The organism is Bifidobacterium sp. (genome assembly GCF_022640935.1).
Taxonomy (GTDB): domain Bacteria; phylum Actinomycetota; class Actinomycetes; order Actinomycetales; family Bifidobacteriaceae; genus Bifidobacterium.
Genome location: NZ_JALCCV010000015.1, coordinates 1 through 21526, shown reverse-complemented (window position 1 = coordinate 21526; position 21526 = coordinate 1). Strand labels below are relative to the sequence as shown.

Here is a 21526-nt window from a genome sequence, read left to right as displayed (position 1 = left end):
ACGACGAGAATACGTACCCAACCGTCTCAGACAAGACCAGCGTGAGCTAGCCGGTCGACACAATCATAGATACGGCTCCCTAACAACTGGTAGCTACGTGATAGCGTATCGTACCGAGCTGGAGGATTAGACCTAACACGAAGGGCCTGTGTCGCCTTGCGCCCATAAATCTCGCATGCTAATGACGCAATGCGGCGGGCACTTGCATATCGCCCCTGAGAAATCAAAGCCCGTACTGAACGATCCGCAATTTGTAATCCGCCCCGCTCATCAAGAGTTAATAAGTCAAGAAAAGTGGTCCAAATTAAAGGTGTATTAGAATTTGAAAATATAAAACGTTGAGATTTTAGTATACTCTTAGTTTCCTGCACTTCTTTCATCTGAAGCGAATTATGAATCCGACGTAACCACAGCATATGACACCTTTCCAAAAACATCATCTCAGTACCTGTAGGTTTCTGTAAAGCGTTTCTATCTTTCCAGATCGAATTTGGAGCACCATGATCACTGAGAAATTCTAGAGGGAAAAAACATCCACCATATACAATTTTAGGCATTTTAATCAAACACTGTTCTGACCATTTTTTTGCAATATAATCTCCTCGTACACTCTGGCATCGAAGACCATCCCAGACGGTAGCAATGCACAAAACATATCTCACCTGTTTTTGCATTTGCGAAGTTAATGATTCGTATTTGAACGGAACCATATTCTCAATCCACGTAACATCACTTGCCCCGGATGAGAATTGAAAGAGTCGTTCAAATATTGCCGCGGCAGTATTCGAATCTAGCCTGCTAAGTAAACGACAATAATTAATAAAACTTTCAATAGCGTAATCAGATAATACTGGAGCATGACTAGCAACGGCTTTAGAAATTGGCAATCTAAAGGACAGCACCTTTGCTGCTAATTCGATTTGACCTGATAAAACACAAGCCAAACTAAGATTGTTGATATGTCCAAATAACTCTCTAACAAACAATTGATTGTTAATCTTATCCGATAACGGTTCATGGAGATGAACTAATTCATTCGCGTTATGTTGGTTAACCTCCCAATCGCAAAGAAACAACGGCATTATGCCTTCTTCCCAAAAGCCACTACTGCAGTCGCAAAACGACTGTCACCAACAGGAATAATTCTTTTGAAAGTATTATTGTCAATTGCAGTCGATAGCCATGCGCTAATAGCATAGTCCTCGAAATGAAGAATCACATTTTCAAGGGCGTGACCGACATCCTCGTATACATCTGTGTATCCTCGAGGATTTCTGTATTTCCAAGCAATTCGTTCAGAAAGACAGATAGTTAAGAGCATGAAGGCACTATGCGTCATCCCCTGTCTACCTGTAAGATCTTCTAAATCATCAAGATTATATGACAAGTTCAGCTGTAAAAAGTTGTCGTTTTCATCATCATAGAGATAAATGCCTGCATCAATACCAGTAACATTAAAAATAATTACTAATAGTTCATGCTCATGCCTTGCACCTGACGATGGATACCCTTTTAACGGTAGTTCGCCGAAAAAACCAGAATTCACGTATTGCGAAACTCCAAAAGTGGTAGAAACCACCTCTGACAAGACAACACCTGAAATAGGCTCGGAAGAAAAGCGACGAACCGTTCTTCTACGTGAAATCACCTCTCCAACAGGCGACTTCACCTCTTCATGCGGTAAACAGACTGATCTTGTATATTCTAATTCATCACGAAGACTAACCCGAGGTGGGGCATCAGACATTCCAATTTTTTGCAAATCGATTTCAATTGGGTCTGAAAGAAACCTTGTATGCATAGCAGCATAATGGAATAATTGAGTTTCAAAACCCCAATAATTCCAAGGCATCGGCTTTTCCACTGATTTAACAAATACATTTCGCCGAATCAAAACCTCAACAAAATCTGGAACCCCTATATTTGGTTCAATAGAAATACATAATTCGTTATAACGACTTTTTTTTAAATTTTTATACATCCATTCGAATGCTTCCCAACTTAAATTTGCTACATAGTTCCACTCCGGATTACGAATTTCAATATTTTCATTTTTCAGAAGAAAATATGAAGAGCTATTCAAAAAATAAATCATTTTACATTGCCTTGACCAATTGTCTAGCAGCAAGCGAAACTCTTTGAGCTATGTTTGTCTTAAACGAAGGGCATGGATTTTTCCTGCCAAGCGAACATCCTCCGGCACAAACAGGAAGAAGCGCACACTCAAAGCAACGAGACTCATGCAATGACATCTTTCGAAGCCAGTTGTCATTTATTATTTTATCGACCGGCCTAAAGTCTGACTTTGCTGGAATATTCCCAAGCCTATGTAACGCTTCTGTTTTGGTTAGTGGATATTCCGGACATGAAAAAACAGTTCCAAATGAGTCAATACACTCTCCTCCTCGACGAAGTGCTACACACGGAAGCGTTTCTCCTGACGAAAGTAAATCCATAGAGAAACCAAGATCCGTAGCCTGTTTAAGCCAAGCAATTTCTTGGCTCTCATACCATTTATGGGAATTCGAACTCTCATTACCAGCCCATTCGTGAACTGGGGCTATATCGAGAATCACTCGATCGCAATTTGTTAATCCCATTTCTGCAAGAGTATTCAAATATTCTGAAATATGTGGAGATAGTTGAGGTGTAACATTAGTCCGAAGCACCCACTGAATTGGATTTTCTTCCCTAATTGCATTTGAGACAACATCAAGAATACGTTCAAAACTATGTCCGCCAGTTTTGAGATGTCGGCTCAAATCATGCTGCTCGGCCGGCCCATCTAGGGTGACACAAATCGAATTTACATGAGCTGTTCTGCTCAGTTCATTCACACGACGTGAAGTCATCAAAGATCCATTTGTTGTAACTGAAGATGAGTAATCGATACCGGTTTCTCTACATATTTCGTACAATCGAGAGCCCATTTGGATAATATGCCTATATCCAAGCAGCGGCTCACCCCCGAACCATTTTACTGTAATTGACCTTGTATTCTTTGAGGTAGTAACATTTTCAATTCTCCTCATGACCTTGGTTTCCCAATCGCTAATTCCTTTTACACGTTTGTGAATTTGGCCACAATAGCTACAGTCCATATTACAATCCGAACAAACGAACAGCACAAACGTTCGACGAGAAGCGTCAAGATTATCCCGTTTAAAAGAATCTCTTACTCGAATCCGATCTTTCACAGGGTCATTAGTCAGCAGACCCATAGATAAGAATTTTGATATTTGCGCTTGACTTGCGAAATGACCTGAAAGTAACTCTCCTTTAGCCTTTTCTGTCAATAAGAACAGTTGATTTAGATCAGTCTGATACACCGGCCATAATTGCTGTTTATTAAAGAGAACTGTCTTCTCTCCCCATATTATAAAAGGTGAAGAGAAGACGGTTTTATATGATACTGAGGGCATTATTCTATCTCACTCGCATACATTCACCCTATTTTTGGCAAACGACAAAGCATCCTTCAAAGGAACAACAACCACCTCTTCTTCTTCGTTCTCCCCCTTTACTTGGTTATTGCTTGATTCAACTACTGTAGAATCGGAAGATTTCTTTTCCATTTTTTACTCCTTAATAATAATGATACGATTATATTAATTTACTTCGCAGGTATCTCTCTCATTAATAGATTGATTTACCTGTTTTAGAAGATAGCACTTTTACTGAATTTAACAGATGTCTAATGTCTCTAATTTGTTAACAATATAGTAAAACTAGATATTACAAATCGTGCGAATAGACAGTGCCCAATGATTTGCTCGTTTCTTTCGCGGCATCGGTGGCTTCGTTTAGTTCGCCTTGTTCTAGCAGCTTTGCAAAGCTGAAACGCATCAAGATGACAAGTCAACAACACACAGGACGCAAAACAAAAAGCACCAAGCCACCACAACTACTACGACTAATCAATGACGAATGAGATCAACGAGATAAAAAAGGCATGGGACCAAGACATTAAGCGACCTGGCATCAGCCCTGCTGCTTCGTCAGTGTCAGCGTGTCCTCGACATCACGAGCGAGCGCCGCCTTGAGTTCGTCAACGCCGTCAAACTTGATCTGTGGACGTAGGAAACCGGCGAATTCGATACGCAGCTTATGCCCATACAGATCGAGATGCCTGTCTGTTATGGCGTAGGATTCCACCACGCGCGCGTTGAGGCCGGTGGTCTCGCTGAATGTCGGCTTCGTGCCGATGGATATCGCTGCGGGCCAACGCCATGTCGAGCGCGCAGCCAAACGCATTTCTTCGCTCGGCGCCACGGAATCATCGGGTTGCTGGGGCTCGCCCAAATCGATCAGCCACCCGGCATATACGCCATCGACGGGAAGGTAGCCTTCAATGGTCTGCCCGAGATTCGCCGTAGGAAATCCGATACGGTCGACACCGCTGTTCTCGCCATGCACCACAATACCTTCGATGCCATAGGAGCACCCAAGAATTCTGCCGGCGTCCCGGACACGCCCCTGCGACAGCAGGTAGCGCACGTTCGAGGAGCTCCATACGCGGACTTTGCGGCCTTGGTGCTCCTTGCTCCATGCGCGCAGCTCGGCTTTGGTCATGCCTTCGGCCGGGTCGACGGGCTCTCCGGGCTCCACCGGCGCCTGCGGGACGATGGTTGCCGGGATCCGCACATAGCCGGGGCCTCGATCATCGACGACATCGAGTTCGAACACGCCAGTGGCCTGCGCAAGGTTCTCGATGGCTTTGACGTCACCGGTCCGGTTCGCGCCCATGGCCGCATCCGCGCCCAGCACGATCGTGCGCATGCCGAGTTTGCCGACCAGCTGGCCGAGGAAGAACCGGAAGGATTTCGCCGCGAACGCCAACGAGTAGCGCACGACCAGCACATGATCGACGCCGAGCTCGCGCATCACCCGTATGCGCTGGTTGGCTGAGGTCAGCGCATCGGAGTCGCGGAAGTCGGGACCGGGCTCGCTGTTATAATGGGCCGCCGCATAACGGTGAACCACGCTGGGACGCGGATCGAACATGATGGCCACGGAGAAGGATCCGGTCGCCTTGGCCAGTTCCACCACCCGCTCGATCACCGCGCGATGCCCCCGATGCATGCCGTCGAAACCGCCGACCGTGACCACGGACTTCTTGGATGTGCTCAACGTGGGCCAGTCGACCAGACCATTCTCATCGGGTGTTAAAAAGGTGATATTCATAGTTCCTCATCGTGTCTTGTTACGGCGTTAACAATACCAGCGAATCAATCGGCGGGGAAGACGACCACAGGCTTGGCGAGGCCCGTGCCGGCGTCGCCGCCGGCATCCACCGGTTCGAGGAGCGCTATCACTTCGCCGCTCGATGGCACGTACGCTGCAGTCGTCGACTCGACGCGCACCGCGATGCGTCTGCCGAAGCGCAGATCGCGCGCCAGCTCCTGCGTTATCGCGATAGTCGGCAGGGCAGCCCGCGCGGCCTCGAGCATCGGCATCGCGCAGGAACGCAACCCGTCCGCATCGCAGTCGAGCACAGCCTTATTGCGCGTCACCTCGTTGCCCTCGCGATTGGTGTAGGTCCTAGGCACAGTGCGGGCGGACACAACGTTCGGTGCAGCGACCTGAAACCTGCCGACGCGGATGCGGCGCAAAGCCGTCAAGTACCCGCCGACGCCGAGCTCGCGCCCAAGATCGCGGGCCAGAGCGCGGATATATGTGCCAGCCGAGCAGGTCACCCGCACGTCGAGATCGATCAGGTTGCCGCTCGCCGTTTCCTCGGTTTCTGGTTCCGTTGCCGGCTGCGCCCGGAAAACCGCGTTGGAAGCCATGCCAGGCATCTCATTGCCTATGCCATGTTCAGGAGCCTCGTTCGAGGCCATGCCGGATGCCGTGTTGGGAAGCGAATGAGAATCTGGACGTGAATTCGTGCCGGGCACACGCCGCATGGCGAGGACATCGAAAGCGCTGACAGTGATCGGGCGGGCGTGCAGCTTGACGTCCATACCTTGCCGGGCAAGGTCGTAGGCGCGCCTGCCGTCGATTTTGATGGCAGAGTATGCGCTCGGCACCTGGTCGATCACCCCGAGCAAATGCTCCCGGATGGTCTGTTCCACCGTTGCCTGGTCGATCACGTCGCAGTCAGCCACAGGACTCGTCGCAATCGGTTCGCCTTCGGCGTCATCGGTGGTCGTTGCCATGCCGAGCCTGATCGTCGCCTCGTAGGTCTTGTCATGCTCCACGATGACATTGAGCAGCCGCGTGGCATGGCCGAATCCGACGATCAGCGCGCCGGTAGCCATCGGGTCAAGCGTTCCGGCATGCCCGACCCGCTTGATATGCAGGATCGAACGCACCGCTGCCACCACATCGTGGCTGGTCACACCCTTCGGCTTGTCGATGACAAGCAGCCCTGAATCAGCCCGAGATGTTGGCGTCATCGCGCGGCTGACGCCTCGTGAGCAGAGACGTCGGCACCGGAAACCGCCTCGGAACCGACTACGCCAGAATCGGCGCCCCAGTCGCTGAAACCATCAGCGTCGCCGGATTCGTCATCGATTCCGCCGGTTCCTGCCTCGTCTTCCGATTCGTCATCCGGCTCATCGTCATGCCAATAGGGATCTTCGTCTCCGGCATACTGTGCGTTGGCGCGCGACTTGGCGAGCTCCTCATCGCGTTTGCGCGCAGTGATGAGAATGTCTTCGATCTCATGCGCCTCGCTGGGCACTTCGTCGTAGATGAATTGCACCTCCGGCGTAAGCCGCAACCCGGCCTTGGCGCCGACGGCGGCGCGCAATCGCCCTTTCGCCTGCCGCAATGCCTGGGTAGCGCGCTTGCGCTCACCTTGTTCCTTGCCCTCATCGCCCAGCTGGGTCCAGTAGACGCGCGCGATTTGCAAGTCGTTGGTGACACGCACCTCGGTGATGGTCACATTGGCCAGGCGCTGATCATGCAGCTGCGTCTCGATGGCAGCGGCGATGACTCGCTGGACGAGTTTGGCTACCCGCGCCGCGCGCGGATTAGTTCCCGCCATAAGAAGCTCCCTATATTGTCTGTGAAAATTGTGCGATAAGAACGAAAGATGAGCTCTGCCGGAAAAGTAAGTAGGCGTTGCCAGACTGCATGGCCGTCCGAACGGCCTTGGAATGTGCCGGGCAATGCCTTTTCTTTTCCGGCAGAGCGTCCTCCGCTACGCGGCCTCGCAGCCTTAGCCGCTGCTCACTTCGCCTACGGACAACCCACGGGGCTACCCGCCTAACGGCCCAGCATGCCCAGCAGCATCCCTCCCTTTCAACACAGCGGATGCACTCTACTGCCGTTCGATCTCGCGCATCTCAAAGGTTTCGATGATGTCGCCCATCTCAATGTCGTTGAACGTGCCGAGATTGATGCCGGCCTCGAAGCCTTCCTTGACCGACTGCACGTCGTCTTTGAAGCGACGCAGCGAGGAGATCTCCAAGTCGTTGACCGTGGCGACGCCGTTGCGCAGGATGCGGCACTTCGTGCCGCGCTTGACTTCGCCATCCTGCACCAGGACGCCGGCGATATTGCCGAACTTGGAGGAACGGAAGATCTCGCGGATCTCGGAATGCGAGGTCGTGACCTCCTCATACTCCGGCTTGAGCATACCCTTGAGCGCGGCCTCGATGTCTTCGATGGCCTTGTAGATGATCGAGTAATACTTGATCTCCACGCCTTCGCGTTCGGCCAGATCGGCGACCTGGCGGTTCGGGCGCACATTGAAGCCGATGATGACGGCCTTGTCGACGGTCGCCAGGTTGACGTCATTCTGCGTGATCGCGCCGACGCCGCGGTGGATGACCTGGATGCCGACCTCTTCGGAGACTTCGATCTTCATCAGAGAGTCTTCCAGCGCCTCGACGGAACCGGAGGAGTCGCCCTTGATGACAATGTTGAGCATATCCACCTCGGACTTGGCGAACTGCTCCTTGAGGCCCTCGAGAGAGACGATCTTGCGACGCTTGGCCAGCTGCGCCGCGCGTTCGCTCGTCTGGCGCTTTTCGGCGATCTGACGTGCGGTACGGTCGTCCGACGCCACCAGGAACAGGTCTCCTGCCGTGGGCACGGAGGTGAGTCCCAGCACCTGAACTGGCGTGGACGGCGCAGCCTCGGACATCTGCGTGCCGTTTTCGTCCATCATCGCGCGGACGCGACCGTAGGAGGTGCCTGCCACGATGGCGTCGCCGACATGCAGCGTGCCGGACTGTACCAGCACGGTCGCCACAGCGCCGCGGCCCTTGTCGAGGCGGGCCTCGACGGTGGCTCCGCGCGCGTCCATATCCGGGTTCGCCTGCAAGTCGAGCTCGGCGTCCGCCGTAAGCACCACGGCCTCGAGCAGCTTGTCGACGTTCGTACCCAGTTTGGCCGAAATGTCGACGAACATGGTGTTGCCGCCGTATTCCTCGGGCACGAGGCTGAATTCGGTGAGCTGGCCCCGCACCTTCTCGGGGTTGGCGCCGGGCACATCAATCTTGTTGACCGCGACGACGATCGGCACATTGGCAGCCTGCGCATGGTTGATGGCCTCGACGGTCTGCGGCATCACGCCGTCATCCGCCGCCACGACCAGCACTGCGATATCGGTCAGTTCGGCGCCACGCGCACGCATGGCGGTGAAGGCTTCATGGCCAGGGGTATCGAGGAAAGTGATCTTGCGTTCCTCGTCCTCGACTTTGACGGTGACCTGATAGGCGCCGATGCGCTGGGTGATGCCGCCGGCCTCGCGTTCGACGACCTTGGTTTTGCGGATCGTGTCGAGCAGCCGGGTCTTGCCGTGGTCGACATGGCCCATGACGGTGACGACCGGCGGGCGGGGCTGCAAATCCTCGTCGCTCTGCTGTTCTTCATCGTCCAAGTTGATGTCGAACTGCTGCAGCAGCTCCTTGTCCTCTTCTTCGGCCGAGACGATCTGGATGTTCCAGCCGATTTCCTCGCCCAGAATCTGGAAAGTGGCCTCGTCCAAGGACTGGGTGGCCGTAGCCATTTCGCCCAAGTGGAAGAGCACAGTCACCAAAGCGGCCGGGTTGACGTTGATCTTCTCCGCGAGATCAGAGAGCGTAGCGCCCTGACGCAGACGGACGATTTGTCCGTGGCCTGCCGGTATGCGCACGCCGCCGATGACCGGCGCTTTGATCTCTTCGAAATCATGACGTTTCGCGAGACGGTTTTTGCGCGACTTGGAGGAACGGCCTCCTTGACGCCCGAATGCGCCCGCGGTGCCGCCGCGCCCGCGGCCACCGCCGCGCGAAGGACCGCTGCTGTTGCCGGAAGCCCCTTGGAAGCCTCCCTGAGTGCCCGCTCCGAAACGGCTGCCACCGCGTCCGCCCTGCCCTGCTGACGTGCCGCCGGCCTGCCCGGGGCGATTGTGCCCCCACTGCCCTGGCCTTGCGCCTTGGGTTCCTGCGCCTTGCCCTGGCCGGCCTCTGAAGCCGCCACGTCCGCCCTGTCCCGGGCGGCCCTTGCCACGGCCGCTGTTGACTGTGGGGCGGGCCATCGGATGCGGACGCGGGATGTCGCCTGGCGTAGGCGTATGCATGCCTTGCTTGCGGCTGAAGGGATTGTTGCCAGGGCGCGGCCCGGAAGTATGCGGGCGCGGCTGCGCCGTTGGGCTGCCGCCCTGCGGATTGCGGGGCGCGGAATTGTGTGATGCCGAATTGCGCGCCGCTGGATTGGCAGGACGCGGTTCGTTGCCGCGACGCCGATCCGGACGCTGCTGACCGCGATCACGATCCCGATCCCGGTCATGCGATTCCATACGGTGGGAGCCTTGGCCTTGCCGTTGCGGCATGCCATGCGCCGCGGGTTTAGGCGCACCGGGCCTGGCCGATGATCTCGGCCGAGCGGTCTCGCCGCGCTCTTGGCTGCGACCCTGCGGGGTCGGGCTCGCAGACGAGCTGCGCGCCGCGTTCCTGCTCGTATTGGCAGTGTTGGGCGTTGCGCCCTTGGATGCGCCGGCGCCCGGTTTACGGGTATCGGTCTTCTGCGGTTCAGACCCCGCAAAAGCGTTCTTCAATCGGCGCACGACCGGGGCCTCGACCGTCGATGAGGCGGATTTGACAAACTCACCCATATCCTTGAGTTTCTCAAGGACCGCCTTGCTGTCGACGCCAAAGTCTTTGGCCAATTCATATACGCGCTGTTTTGCCACTCAGTTTTCTCCTAATTCCAGTGACCGCGCGTACATGCGCGGTCAGCTTTCGATGACGGCGAGCCTACTCTGTTTCATCGTGCGACCATGATTGTGTTACCTCGTCTCCATGCCACAAGACGCATGCGGTGTGCATGCGCTCGCGAATTACCGCATTCAGCATACTCGAGATGCTGGATTGCGTCCATTGCCAGGCCTGTCAATGCGTTACAAGCGTATTGTTCAGCGCCCTGTCCCCGTGCGTCTCACGCCTGCTCTTGCGGCTTCTGCTGCTCGGCGCCCTGCGTGGCCTTCTGCTCGGCGGCCAGCTTCGCCGCATGGGCTTCGCTGGATTCGATGCCAATCTTCCAACCAGTGAGCTTGGCGGCAAGCCGGGCGTTCTGCCCTTCTTTGCCGATGGCCAGCGAAAGCTGATCGTCATGGATATACGCGATGGCGGTCTTGCTCTTGTCACTGACGACCTGCACGCCGGTGGCTATCGCCGGCGAAAGTGCGGAAGCGACGAACTGCGCCGGGTCCTTGGACCAATCGACGATATCGATCTTCTCCGGCCCCAGGTTCTCCATGACCGCGCGCACGCGCGCGCCTCCCGGCCCGATCAGCGCGCCCTTGGGGTTGACGCCTTCGGTGTTCGCATGCACGGCGATTTTGGTGCGGGCGCCGGCTTCGCGCGCGATGGCCATGATCGATACGGCTCCCGAGACCAGCTCGGGGACTTCACGTTCGAACAGCCGACGCACCAGTTCGGGGTGCGAACGCGAGACAATGATCTCGGGGCCTTTGAGCCCGCGCGCCACATTGACGACGTAGACGCGAATGCGATCGCCATGGCGGTAACGCTCGCCCGGCACCTGCTCGCGTCTGGGCAGAATAGCCTCCACCTCGCCCACGGCGACATGAACATTGGCCGGGTCCTTGGCGTCCTGTTGCACGACACCAGTGATGAGGTTGCCACGCTGGCCCGAGAAGGCACCAAAGATCTTCTCGTCTTCCGCGCTGCGGAACAGCTGGGTGATGACCTGGCGGGCCGTGGCGGCTGCCAAGCGCCCGAATCCCTTGGGCGTGTCGTCGTATTCCTCGCCGAGACCGGAAGCAGGGTGCGGGGTATCCTCGGTAAGTTCGGCTTCGATCTCATCGCGCGCCCATACCGTGAAGGTTCCCGCACGATCATCAAGCTCGACGCGGGCGTGTTTCGAGGATTTCGGCGTTTGAAGATAGGCGAGCCGCAGCGCCTCAGCAAGCGCGGCGTCGACCGTTTCGGCATCAATCCCCTGTCCAGCAGCCAACTGGTGGATTCCTGTCAGGTCCAATTGCATGGTGCAAGACCTCCTATGAAGTTATTGAGCCGAGCGCTGCGCCCCACTTGGTCATAATCGTTCATTAGTCTAGAGGTCTATGCAGACACTTCCGGTTCTCCTCATGCATGGCGAACGACATCTCATGCGCGCGCTTGCCAGCGTACCAGCGCTATGCCTGCTGGTCTCATTGGCGGCGTGCGCATCCCCGCGGTTGGAAGGCCGGGCCGAAGCCGGCATAAACGCGACCCCGTGTGGACGCGCGTACCAGTCGGCCAGCACCGCGCAAGCCGCCATGGGCACGCGAAATCCGCGACTGGTGCGCTTCTTCGCAGCTGCTGCGGCAGGCAGGCGATGGACTGAAGTGGCGGCGACCTGCGCGCAGCGCTTCGACGAAGGCACGTTACGCGCTGCGCAGGCGCAATACATGGCGCAGGCTTTGGCTGCTTCAGTAGGCGCAGCATACGCCGCCCCCGGCACTCCTCGCGGCGGGTTTGACGCTGTGACGGGCATGGACGCTGATTCGCGAACGCTCCGAGCCGTGATACTGGCCGAGGACCGGGCGGGCTTCGCCGTTGAATTTCTTGCCGCGCGCAAATCCCCGTATGCTTCGCTCTCAATCAGTGACGACCACAAGGCAACCGCTTCACGACTGTTCTCGCTGGCATCGGCAGCTATCAGGGGCATCGTGGATCCTCGGCAGAAGGTCTATTCCCTCAGCCGTTTGATTGCCGCTCCGGACACGGTCATCGACGACAGCACCGGGCTCAGGGCGCCGACGATGGCCGCGGTTGAAATCGGCTGCGCCCGCGAGGAGATTGCCGGCGTGGACGATCTCGCCAACAAAGCGCAAGACACGGCCGGCATGCCTGGAGATTCGACTGCCACACGCACGAACACCCTGCGCGCGCTCTCCCGTCTGGCCGCATCGCGTGCTGCGCTGGCGCTGGCCTGCGGCTACCCATCCTTCGACGCTGCCCTGTTCGAGTGAAGTATTGGTGCGTCGTATGACGTATTTTTCGTTGTCTGCGGTTTTCGGAAAAATGCGAAACCGCAGAATTCAGCCATTCTTGTTCTGGCGAAAATACGTCACACGGCGTTCATCTGACTGGCACGGGGCGCCTCGTACAATACAACACAACAGAGCTACGAAGAAAAAGAGTCGAAAGAGGCCACTGCCATGCATCATGGCTATCCGGAAGAGGCCGAGTCCCCGGTCGGCGACAACGAAGCGCTAGCCGCTGATGAGGCGGACGCAAACAGCGAAACAACAGCAGCTGACAATACCGCCCATGACTTTGCCGCGCAACCGGCATCGATCGCGCGATCGGACGATGAGCCGTCTTGGCAAGACGACGAATTCGCCGCCGCGCTGTTCTCCGTCGCCCAGCCCGAGGAACCGGATTATCCGGAAAGCCATCATGATGCCGATGCCGGTAGGCAACCATCGCTCCCGCCAGGCGCGGTGATGACCGGGCAGCGGTCGCAGGCCCGAGTCGGCAGGCCGCTGTCCAGGCATTTCACGCTGTGGACGTGGTCGGGCATCATCCTTGCCGCCATACTGTGGGCGGCTGGTTCTGCTGGCTATTATTTCCTGAACTATTTCGGCGCTTCGCCCACGGGCTTCAGTTTCTACTGGACGCATCAGCCCAGTGAGCTGAACCGTTATATAGCGGATTACAACATGCACGAGCCGCTGAGCGATGAAACGCTGCACTGGTATGTATGGTCGGACACCGGCAAGCCCGTCACGCCAGCCGATCTGAAATACAAGCCGGCCTTGCCCTCATCGCTCGCCGCCTCGGCTTCAATTCCGCGCAGCGGTCTGCTGCCGGGCACGCGCGCGCAACGCACCGGCACGCAGTACCTCCTCTTTCCCAGATACCAGATTGCAGTAACCCCGCAGAAGCTCGAGCTGCAGACCGATGCCCAAGGGCTTGCGCTGTCGGTCGTCGGTTCGGACGCAGGCACGTCAGACCCCGGCTCCACCACACTCTCGCTTGATCATGTGTTCCCCGGGTCATACGACGTCACTGCCAAGGGAACCCTCAACCAAGTCCAGATCGACCTGAAACAGACAGTGACGGCGACGACGGGCAATGCGCAAGCCGATTTCGCTCTGCAGTTCGTCACCTTCCATCTCTATTCGAACATATCCAACGCCGACGTGTACGTCGGGGACTCGAAAATCGGGATCTTAAGCGGCGGAGACTACAAGTTCAACCAGATACCCGCGCTCGCCGGCCAGCGGCTGCACGTGCAGAAGACTTTCGGCGACGGAGTCGTGAAGACCAAGTCCGTGCCGGTAAGCGGCATCACCGACGGCTCATCCATTTACCTCGACTGGGACCAGGAGCTCACGCAGAATGCGGCGAACAGCCTGTTCTCCAATGCGCAAACCATATTGTCGAACATGTCGGGTGGCTATGCCGCGGATGATGCCGCATCCGTGTTCGACGGCGGCACCGGCAATTCGGCGTACGCGCGCTTCATGCAAGACAGCGTGACGGACATCAAGTCGCCCATCCTTGACGGGTTCACGCCCTCCTCGATAGCCTTCAACGGCGCGACTGTGAACACGATCGTGCAGAGCGGCGTGAATACGTATGACGTCACATGGAGCATGACCTGGGACTTCAACTTTTCGCACGTCCTCAACCAAGCTGGAACGCAGTATGCGGCAGGCGATTTCGTCCAAAACCACCGGTACGTCTCTCAGGTCGCGTATGTGCCGGGCGGCAACGCATCGATCGAAGGCACCGCGGTCGACGGTTCGAACGAGCAAGGAGACCAATCCGACGGGCCGAGCGGCTCCGACGACGCTGAGACCTATGCGGCAGGCAACGATCCGGCCAACTTCCGCATCACATCACTCGACGATGACATCACCATCGCCAACATCACCAATGATGTGATCCTACGATCAACGGATTGAGCGATGACGGACCAGGCGCGAGTGCGGTACAACCATGACCGCATTCTTCGCGCCGCCTCAAACGTCCCATTCTGTTCCCGCAACCTTGCGTTTCACCCACATTTCAGCACCCGGAAACGCCATCCGCCGCCCATCGATATTGATCGGGACGCCTCTCCAACCTCCTACTGCCAGGCGCGAACCGTTGGAAAACAAAAAGTCCCCCGGGGTGGAAACCGGGGGACTCGGCGGATGAGGCGAGATTCGAACTCGCGGAGGGGTTCGCCCTCACACGCTTTCGAGGCGTGCTCCTTCGGCCGCTCGGACACTCATCCAGATTGCCCAGAAGGCAACTTGTTCATTATACGACGAAAACCGAACCGCGCAAGCGAAATCAGCGTCCGGACGTGTTGCAGTGAGATTTGAGGCGCGTGGGCCATGCGCCGGCTGCCCTACGCCGGCTGCTGCTCGTGGACGGATGCGTTGACCCATTGGGTCTGGCGGACGTTCGCGCCGGAGAAGATGCCGATGTCGAGCATGCAGTCGCGGTAATCGCGGCCGTGGGCGATGGTGATGTAATTGTCGTCGACCATGCGGCTATGCGTCGGGTCAAGGCCAATCCAGCGATCATTGTGGTATACCTCGACCCATGCGTGCGTCGCGCCTTCCCCGCCGAGCAGCCCCGCGATGTAGCGCGCGGTCAGGCCGAGGTGCCTGCATACGGAGAGCATGGCGTGCGCGTAATCCTGGCATACGCCGGCGCCCTGGGTGAGCGCCTGCTCCGCCGTGGTACGAATCGTAGTGGCGCCCGGAGTGTATGCGAAAGCTTTGAATACCTCGTTCATCACCACTTGCGCCCGGTCGATCGCCGTCGCGTCGCCGTCCAGACCGGTCAGCTTGGCGCGGCAGGTCGCGATCATATTCCCGATGGCGGGACCTGGCACGGTCAGCGCGGAATCGAAGCGGTAGAGCGGCTTATAGGGCTCTGGCTTGGTGTTTTCCGTATCGACGAAGGCGATGCCCTTGACCGAGTATCGGAAGACGTCGTGCGCCTGCCGGATGAATCCGGTTTTCACCACGGAGTCGAAGGAATCGACCGTGGTTTCCAATTCCGTCTGCGGATCCATTTCGACCTCGACATCCACCACCTGCTGGCGTGGACCGGTGGCGGGAACGCAGCGCAGCTGGAAACGGTGATCGGTGACGGGCGCGCTGAACGAGAGCTTCGTCTCGTAATCAAACACCAGTTTCTTCATCGATTTGGCTCCTCGAATTGGGCTTGCACAGCGTAAATTCCCCTTGCTGTATGAGCTTAGCAGATCGCGATCCGGCAGCAAGGCCTGCAGTCAGGCGTGCAGCCAGTCAGTCGGTCACGGCTCCATCCATATTCCGGGACTTTCGAATGTCCATATTCATGGAGCTGAGCATGCCGTCTTCGGCCTGACCAAGTACCGAACGGCCCTCGAAATCATTCCGGAAACCGTCCAAACGCTCGGAAAGCTCAGCGTAGCCGCGCGCAGGCAGCTGTTCGGAGAGCCAGCCCATGCCGGCCGCGAAGCATTGCGGCAGCGGCAGCCCGTCGAGCATGTGCGCGTAAGTTTCCAGCTTCGCCAACGGCGCAGTGAGCTCCTCCGGCGCCAAGTGAAGGCGTGTGTAGAGGTCGAGGCGCTCGATATACTTGCCGATGAAAATGAAGGCCTTCAGCGTCGCATCTATGCTGGAATCCTCCAGGCCGCCCCAGAAGGCGAGCACGTTGTCACCGATGTCACGCTGCTTATAGATGTCTTCCGCATCGGCCGATCGGTTCGCCGCGTCGGTGATATTGCTCACCGCAAGCTCGATGTGCTGCAGCAGCCGCGAGCTGAGCTCGGGCCGCAGAATCACGGCGTTGTCGAAGGCACGCACGATAGCGCTGCGTACCGAATTGAGATCCTGCGCGTCGTACAGGAATGAATAGATGAAATCGTCGAAGTCGCCGAAATCCTGTGGCAGGTCAAGCGCCTGGGCGAAGGGGCGGAACGCATCCACGTCCGTGTCCATCACGCGGTCGTAGAAGGGGAAAAAGCGCGCAAGCGTGGTGAATGTACGCTCTGTATAGCGGCCAAGCCAGTATAGATTGTCCGCTTTCGAGGCGGTGACGAGCGAAAGCGCCTGTGGCTGCGGCTCCGCGATCAGACTGGCCGCTTCGGCTGCGCGTACCGTTGCCGACGCGCCATCCGCCTGCCGGCTTTCCTGCTGCTGGCCATGCTGCATTCGGCCACTCCGCATTCGGTCATTCAGAGCGTCCTGCATTTGCCCGGCCAAAACGCGCTGCGGTTGACTGCTCTGCGCATCAGGCGCATCCGCAGCCGGGACTGAGGCAGCGAGCGCACCCATCGCGGTCCCGGGCTTCGACGAGCTTCCTGGCGCATCCGGCGCAAGCACCCAGGTGTCTTTGAACCCGCCGCCCTGTGAAGAGTTGACGATCATCTGCCCGGGCTTTGACGAGTAGCGCGTCAGCCCCGAATACCATACATGCGTGTTCTGCCCGCTCACCACGAAGGCACGCAAATCGCATTTGCGCGACGCCTCGGCCCCGGTCACCGGATCGATCACGTTGATGTCCTTGAACTGGATAACCTCCTGGGCGATGAAGCGGCGCGGTTCGCTTGCGATGCGCTCGGCCAGCTCCCGGCGATGCGCCTTGTCGAGGCTCGAGCCGAAGACCACGCCATAGCCGCCGGCCTCGCTCACGTCCTTGATCACCAATTCGCCGAGCCGATCGAGCACTTCGCGACGGTCCTCTTCGAACATCGGCATATACGTCGGCGCATTGTGCAGAATTGGCTCCTCGTTCAGATAGTAGCGGATCATACGCGGCACGAAATAGTAGATCGCCTTGTCGTCGGCCACGCCGTTGCCCGGCGCGTTGACGATGGCGACATTGCCTGAGCGGTATACGGAGAGCAGGCCCGGCACGCCGATCACCGAATCGGGGTTGAAGGCGAAAGGATCGAGGAATTCGTCGGACATCCGCCGGTACATGACGCCCACGCGATGGCGCCGCCCGGCGTAGTCCAAGAGATACAGCCGGTTGTCCAAGACTTCCAGATCCTCGGGGAAGGCAAGCACAGCGCCGGTTTTCTCGGCCAAATAGGCATGCTCGAAGAACGCGGAGTTATAGCGGCCGGGAGTGAAGACCACGGCGATGCCATCAGTCGAGACGAAGTCCATGACTTTGCGCAGCAGTCGCGGATAATCGCGGTTGTCGCGCACATGCAGCTGGCGGAACAGCTTGGGATTGGTGCGGCGCTCGACGTCCCTGGCGAACAGCGGGTAGCTGGCGCCCGAGGGGATGCGCAGATTGTCTTCGAGTACCCACCAGCGCCCGTCTTCGCCCTGCACCAAGTCCTCGCCCGCGATATGCGCGAAAATCCCGCCAGGCGGAGTCACGCCATTGACTTGCGGGAAATAGCCTGCGGAAGTGTAGACGAATTCGCCGGGGACCACGTCATCGGCGATGATGCGTTTGTCGCTGTAAATGTCTTTGAGATACGCGTTGAGCGCGTTGACGCGCTGTTTGAGACCCGCCTCGAGCTGATCGAATTCATCCGATTCGATGATGCGCGGAATCGGATCGTAGGGAAATAGCCGATCGTGGTACTCGCCGTCTTTATAGACGCCGAACCGCACCCCGTTGCGGCTGAGTTCGCGGTTGATTCCCTCCCTGCGATCGACCAGTTCCCCCGTCAGTTGATGCAGCGACTGTAGGACCATCTTTCAGACTCCTCCGCGGATTATCGCAATGCCCCGATGTGCGCGCAGGCATGCTCCTTGCGATTTCTTTCGTCACGCTAACCATCGCGTATTACCATCGACGCGTGGCAATGTTACGAACGTGTCACCATAGCCACCGTCACGGCAGTATGCGTTTGGCGCGTATGCGTTCGGCCCGGGAAGCCAGCTCGCCGTCAGGAGGGTAGGCGACATGCTCCAGCGTAAGGCCTTGCGGCGCTATCGGGCCAGTGGATCCTTCGCGCGCCGGATGCGCCATCTTATCGGCGAACCAGCCGAGCGTGCGCTTGCCCAGCCCAATCTGCACGCAGGCGCCGACCAGGGAGCGCACCATGTTGTGCGCGAAGGCGTCCGCTACGATGGTGAAGCACACCAGCCCGGATTCGATCGCGGGCGTATGGTGGCCCGTTGTCCCCTCGCTGCACCGCTCATCGTTCAGCTTGCAAGGCTCAACCCTGCGCCAGAACGACGATGCGACCTTGCGTATGGTGGTGCCTCCTGGGTTCGGCGTGGCGAAGGAGCCGAAATCATGCAGGCCGATCATTGTCGCCGCCGCCGTGTTCATGGCGTCCACGTCGAGCACGCCGTCCACAGCCAACACGAAACCGCGCAGCCTCGGATCGGGATCGCATGCGCCATCGGCGATGCGGAAGACATACGTGCGCTCAAGCGCGGAGAAACGCGCGTCAAAACCCGAGGGCGCCTGGCTGATGGCGTGAATCGCGATGTCGTCTGGCAGAAAATGCCGCAGGCGACGCAGCAATGCCTCAATGGCGGGCACATCCATGTGCCCGATGCAGCATGAGAGCGTTTCGGGCCGTATATCGAGATGGCACACCTGATGGCTCGCGTGCACCCCTGTGTCAGTCCGCCCTGCGACTACGAGGCGCAGCGGCTCATCGGCATCATTGTCCGGTACGCCGAGGATGCGGTGCAACGCTTTTTCCATCTCGCCCTGCACCGTGCGCAGGCCGGGCTGCCTCGCCCAGCCATGGAACCCGCCGCCGTCATAGGCCAAATCAATTCGCAGTCTCATCAGCACCAGTATAAGCGCAAGGCCACTATGCCTCACATCATCGTTCGGAGAAGCATCGAGCAACGAACGAAGATATGCAAGAGCCGGTTGCCAGAGCATAACACTCCAGCAACCGGCTTAAGATCGCAGCCTAAGCTACGACCGCATACGCCTACTTTGCAGCAGCAGCGGCCTCATCAGCGACATCCGCGGATTCCTCGGCGTCCTGTTCGGCCTTGTCCGCATCCTCGGCGACCTCGTTGAGCTCAAGCGCGGCCGCATCAGCGGTAGCGGTATCGGAGCCAGTCTCATTGGCCTCGACGGCTTGTTCGGTGGCATCGGCCGCCGCGCCCGCGGCGCGAGCTGCATCGGCAGCGGCGTCAACTACTTCGGCGTCCTGTTCGGCAGCGGTCTTGGCCGCGGCTTCAGCTTCCTTCACGACGGCCTGCTTGGGGCTCACCGGCTCGGTGACGAGCTCGATGATGGCCTGCGGCGCGGCATCGCCCTTGCGCGGGGCGATACGCACGATGCGGGTATAGCCGCCCTCGCGCTGCTCCATCTGCTCGGCGATCTCGGTGAACAGCTTGTGGACAATGGACTTGTCGCGGATCACGCGCATCACACGGCGCCGCGAGTGCAGATCTCCGCGCTTGGCGAAGGTGATCAGACGTTCGGCCAGCGGGCGAAGCCGCTTGGCTTTGGGCAGCGTGGTCTTGATGCGGGTGTTCGAGAACAGGCTGGTCGCCATATTCGCGAGCATCAAGCGCTCATGCGCGGGGCTCGACGCCAGGCGCGGGCCCTTCTTGGGTGTAGGCATTATTACTCCTTATTGCCATTGAGTCCAGGTGGGCAACTGCCCGAACGTCCGGACCCGACGGCGGTTTGCTGAATGGCTGCGCGTCACTCGTCTTCCGGCGAGAAGAACGTGCCCCCTTCAAGGTTGTTGGTATCGAAACCAAGCGGCGAGGCCTTGAGCGACAGACCAAGCGTCTGCAGCTTCTCCTTGACCTCATCGATCGATTTCATACCGAAATTGCGGATGTCAAGCAGATCCTGCTCCGTGTGGGCTACCAGCTCGCCGATGGTGTGGATCCCCTCACGTTTGAGGCAGTTGTAGCTGCGCTGCGTGAGGTTGAGATCCTCGATCGGCACGGCCAACTCCGGATTCGTCTCTTCCGCGACCGGCGCGGGGCCGATTTCGACGCCCTCCGCCTGCGTATTGAGCTCACGGCACAGGCCGAAGAGCTCGACGAGAGTGGATCCGGCGGATGCGACGGCATCGCGCGGCGAAATCGCCGGCTTGGTCTCCACGTCCAGGATGAGCTTGTCGAAGTCGGTACGCTGTTCCACGCGCGTGGCCTCGACCTTGTAGCTCACCTTGAGCACGGGAGAGTAGATCGAGTCGACCGGGATACGGCCGATCTCGTCGCTATCCGACTTGTTCATCTGCGCCTGCACATAGCCGCGGCCGCGCTCGACGGTGAACTCGATTTCGAGCTCCCCGTCTTCGGCGAGCGATGCGATGTGCATATCAGGGTTGGCGATGGTGACGCCTGCCGGAGGTGTGATATCCCCTGCGAGCGCCTCGCCCTTGCCGCTCTTGCGCAGATACATGACGACTGGCTCGTCGTATTCGCTCGTGAGCACGATGCCCTTGATGTTGAGCAGGATCTCGGTCACATCTTCTTCGACGCCGGGCAGAGTGGTGAACTCATGCAGGGCACCGGAGATACGCACCGAAGTCACTGCAGCCCCAGGGATGGAGCTCAGGAGCGTGCGGCGCAGCGAATTGCCGAGCGTATAACCAAAACCAGGCTCAAGCGGCTCGATAACGAAACGCGAACGCTGCGGATTCAGTGTTTCCTCAGTTAGTGTCGGACGCTGTGCGATAAGCACTGTGGTTATCCTTTCAGCTTCTGATCGGCGGTGCACTCACCGGCCATAAGCGACTTTGGACGGATGGATTCTGGAGTGCTCAGACGCGACGGCGCTTGGGAGGACGGACCCCGTTGTGCGCCTGCGGGGTGACGTCGGTGATCGAACCGACCTCAAGGCCTGCGGACTGCAGCGAACGGATAGCGGTCTCACGGCCGGAGCCGGGACCCTTGACGAAGACGTCGACCTTCTTGACGCCATGCTCCATCGCCTTGCGGGCGGCGGATTCCGCGGCCATGCCTGCGGCGTATGGCGTGGACTTGCGCGAGCCCTTGAAACCGACATCGCCACCGGAGGCCCAAGACACGACGGCCCCGGACGGATCGGTGATCGAAATGATGGTGTTGTTGAATGTGGACTTGATATGCGCCTGCCCGACCGGCACCGACTTGCGGTCCCGGCGACGCGGCTTGCGCGTGGCTTGCTTTTGAGCTGCCAACTGACCCTCGTTTCCTTGTAACGAACTA

16 protein-coding genes, 1 tRNA gene and 2 pseudogenes are annotated in these 21526 nt (G+C 58.1%); 2 read left to right on the top strand and 17 right to left on the bottom strand.

All coding sequences use genetic code 11. The features are described 5' to 3' along the window. Nucleotides 1–26 precede the first annotated feature (26 nt). The 9 genes from LKG04_RS05030 to nusA form a co-directional block, all read right to left on the bottom strand. Nucleotides 27–1082 (bottom strand): hypothetical protein, encoded by a 1056-nt coding sequence (locus tag LKG04_RS05030; protein WP_291759841.1) that lies wholly within the window; start codon nt 1080–1082, stop codon nt 27–29. Then, complete coding sequence (locus tag LKG04_RS05025; RefSeq protein WP_291759843.1) at nt 1082–2095, bottom strand: SagB/ThcOx family dehydrogenase; 1014 nt, start codon at nt 2093–2095, stop codon at nt 1082–1084. The genes LKG04_RS05030 and LKG04_RS05025 overlap by 1 nt, the downstream gene beginning before the upstream one ends. A gap of 1 nt (nt 2096) precedes the next feature. Then, a complete protein-coding gene (locus tag LKG04_RS05020) occupies nt 2097–3422 on the bottom strand; it encodes a radical SAM/SPASM domain-containing protein (RefSeq protein WP_291759846.1) in 1326 nt (441 codons plus the stop codon). A 9-nt stretch (nt 3423–3431) separates the two neighbouring features. After that, complete coding sequence (locus LKG04_RS05015) at nt 3432–3575, bottom strand: hypothetical protein (RefSeq protein ID WP_291759848.1); 144 nt, start codon at nt 3573–3575, stop codon at nt 3432–3434. 406 nt (nt 3576–3981) lie between these two features. Beyond that, nucleotides 3982–5184: a riboflavin kinase gene (locus LKG04_RS05010; protein ID WP_291759850.1), complete on the bottom strand. Its 1203-nt coding sequence runs from the start codon at nt 5182–5184 to the stop codon at nt 3982–3984. Nucleotides 5185–5228: 44 nt separating this feature from the next. Continuing rightward, entirely contained in the window at nt 5229–6398 is a 1170-nt protein-coding gene (gene truB, locus LKG04_RS05005) for a tRNA pseudouridine(55) synthase TruB (protein WP_291759852.1), read from the bottom strand. Next, nucleotides 6395–6991 carry a 30S ribosome-binding factor RbfA gene (gene rbfA / locus LKG04_RS05000; protein ID WP_291759854.1) on the bottom strand — a complete coding sequence of 199 codons (597 nt, stop codon included), beginning with the start codon at nt 6989–6991 and terminating at the stop codon, nt 6395–6397. The genes truB and rbfA overlap by 4 nt, the downstream gene beginning before the upstream one ends. Nucleotides 6992–7267: 276 nt before the next feature. Beyond that, the gene (infB, locus tag LKG04_RS04995; RefSeq protein ID WP_291759856.1) at nt 7268–10126 is read right to left on the bottom strand and encodes a translation initiation factor IF-2; all 2859 of its coding nucleotides are present in this window, start codon (nt 10124–10126) and stop codon (nt 7268–7270) included. A 245-nt stretch (nt 10127–10371) separates the two neighbouring features. Next, on the bottom strand, nt 10372–11442 hold the full coding sequence (gene nusA, locus LKG04_RS04990) for a transcription termination factor NusA (protein WP_291759859.1): 1071 nt from the start codon (nt 11440–11442) through the stop codon (nt 10372–10374). A gap of 124 nt (nt 11443–11566) precedes the next feature. On the opposite strand from nusA, the gene LKG04_RS04985 reads away from it, so the two are divergent. Next, a complete protein-coding gene (locus LKG04_RS04985; RefSeq protein WP_291763361.1) occupies nt 11567–12412 on the top strand; it encodes a hypothetical protein in 846 nt (281 codons plus the stop codon). A 189-nt stretch (nt 12413–12601) separates the two neighbouring features. Further along, complete coding sequence (locus LKG04_RS04980) at nt 12602–14356, top strand: TcaA 3rd/4th domain-containing protein (RefSeq protein WP_291759864.1); 1755 nt, start codon at nt 12602–12604, stop codon at nt 14354–14356. 228 nt (nt 14357–14584) lie between these two features. Here LKG04_RS04980 and LKG04_RS04975 read toward each other — a convergent pair. The 8 genes and pseudogenes from LKG04_RS04975 to rpsK all read right to left on the bottom strand — a co-directional run bounded on the left by LKG04_RS04975 (nt 14585) and on the right by rpsK (nt 21498). Next, nucleotides 14585–14670: transfer RNA gene (locus LKG04_RS04975), tRNA-Ser, on the bottom strand. Between the two features lie 117 nt (nt 14671–14787). After that, entirely contained in the window at nt 14788–15591 is an 804-nt protein-coding gene (locus LKG04_RS04970) for a transglutaminase family protein (protein ID WP_291759866.1), read from the bottom strand. Nucleotides 15592–15697: 106 nt separating this feature from the next. Then, nucleotides 15698–16486 (bottom strand): annotated as a pseudogene (locus LKG04_RS08790) (alpha-E domain-containing protein); the annotation flags it as partial. 255 nt (nt 16487–16741) lie between these two features. After that, nucleotides 16742–18091: pseudogene (locus LKG04_RS08785) on the bottom strand (circularly permuted type 2 ATP-grasp protein); the annotation flags it as partial. 139 nt (nt 18092–18230) lie between these two features. Beyond that, on the bottom strand, nt 18231–19148 hold the full coding sequence (gene truA, locus LKG04_RS04960; RefSeq protein ID WP_291759931.1) for a tRNA pseudouridine(38-40) synthase TruA: 918 nt from the start codon (nt 19146–19148) through the stop codon (nt 18231–18233). Nucleotides 19149–19296: 148 nt separating this feature from the next. Continuing rightward, the gene (gene rplQ, locus LKG04_RS04955) at nt 19297–19941 is read right to left on the bottom strand and encodes a 50S ribosomal protein L17 (RefSeq protein ID WP_291759871.1); all 645 of its coding nucleotides are present in this window, start codon (nt 19939–19941) and stop codon (nt 19297–19299) included. Nucleotides 19942–20024: 83 nt separating this feature from the next. Beyond that, nucleotides 20025–21020: a DNA-directed RNA polymerase subunit alpha gene (locus LKG04_RS04950; protein WP_291759876.1), complete on the bottom strand. Its 996-nt coding sequence runs from the start codon at nt 21018–21020 to the stop codon at nt 20025–20027. Nucleotides 21021–21099: 79 nt separating this feature from the next. Further along, nucleotides 21100–21498, bottom strand: a complete 399-nt coding sequence (rpsK, locus tag LKG04_RS04945; protein ID WP_024464353.1) for a 30S ribosomal protein S11 — start codon at nt 21496–21498, stop codon at nt 21100–21102. Between the last annotated feature and the right edge of the window lie 28 nt (nt 21499–21526).

Bases quoted from the DNA above. Each gene is read 5' to 3' on its own strand.
- LKG04_RS05030 (WP_291759841.1), bottom strand. From the start codon at position 1,082: ATGCCGTTGTTTCTTTGCGATTGGGAGGTTAACCAACATAACGCGAAT.
- LKG04_RS05025 (WP_291759843.1), bottom strand. From the start codon at position 2,095: ATGATTTATTTTTTGAATAGCTCTTCATATTTTCTTCTGAAAAATGAA.
- LKG04_RS05020 (WP_291759846.1), bottom strand. From the start codon at position 3,422: ATGCCCTCAGTATCATATAAAACCGTCTTCTCTTCACCTTTTATAATA.
- LKG04_RS05015 (WP_291759848.1), bottom strand. From the start codon at position 3,575: ATGGAAAAGAAATCTTCCGATTCTACAGTAGTTGAATCAAGCAATAAC.
- LKG04_RS05010 (WP_291759850.1), bottom strand. From the start codon at position 5,184: ATGAATATCACCTTTTTAACACCCGATGAGAATGGTCTGGTCGACTGG.
- truB (WP_291759852.1), bottom strand. From the start codon at position 6,398: ATGACGCCAACATCTCGGGCTGATTCAGGGCTGCTTGTCATCGACAAG.
- rbfA (WP_291759854.1), bottom strand. From the start codon at position 6,991: ATGGCGGGAACTAATCCGCGCGCGGCGCGGGTAGCCAAACTCGTCCAG.
- nusA (WP_291759859.1), bottom strand. From the start codon at position 11,442: ATGCAATTGGACCTGACAGGAATCCACCAGTTGGCTGCTGGACAGGGG.
- LKG04_RS04985 (WP_291763361.1), top strand. From the start codon at position 11,567: ATGCGCGCGCTTGCCAGCGTACCAGCGCTATGCCTGCTGGTCTCATTG.
- LKG04_RS04980 (WP_291759864.1), top strand. From the start codon at position 12,602: ATGCATCATGGCTATCCGGAAGAGGCCGAGTCCCCGGTCGGCGACAAC.
- LKG04_RS04970 (WP_291759866.1), bottom strand. From the start codon at position 15,591: ATGAAGAAACTGGTGTTTGATTACGAGACGAAGCTCTCGTTCAGCGCG.
- rplQ (WP_291759871.1), bottom strand. From the start codon at position 19,941: ATGCCTACACCCAAGAAGGGCCCGCGCCTGGCGTCGAGCCCCGCGCAT.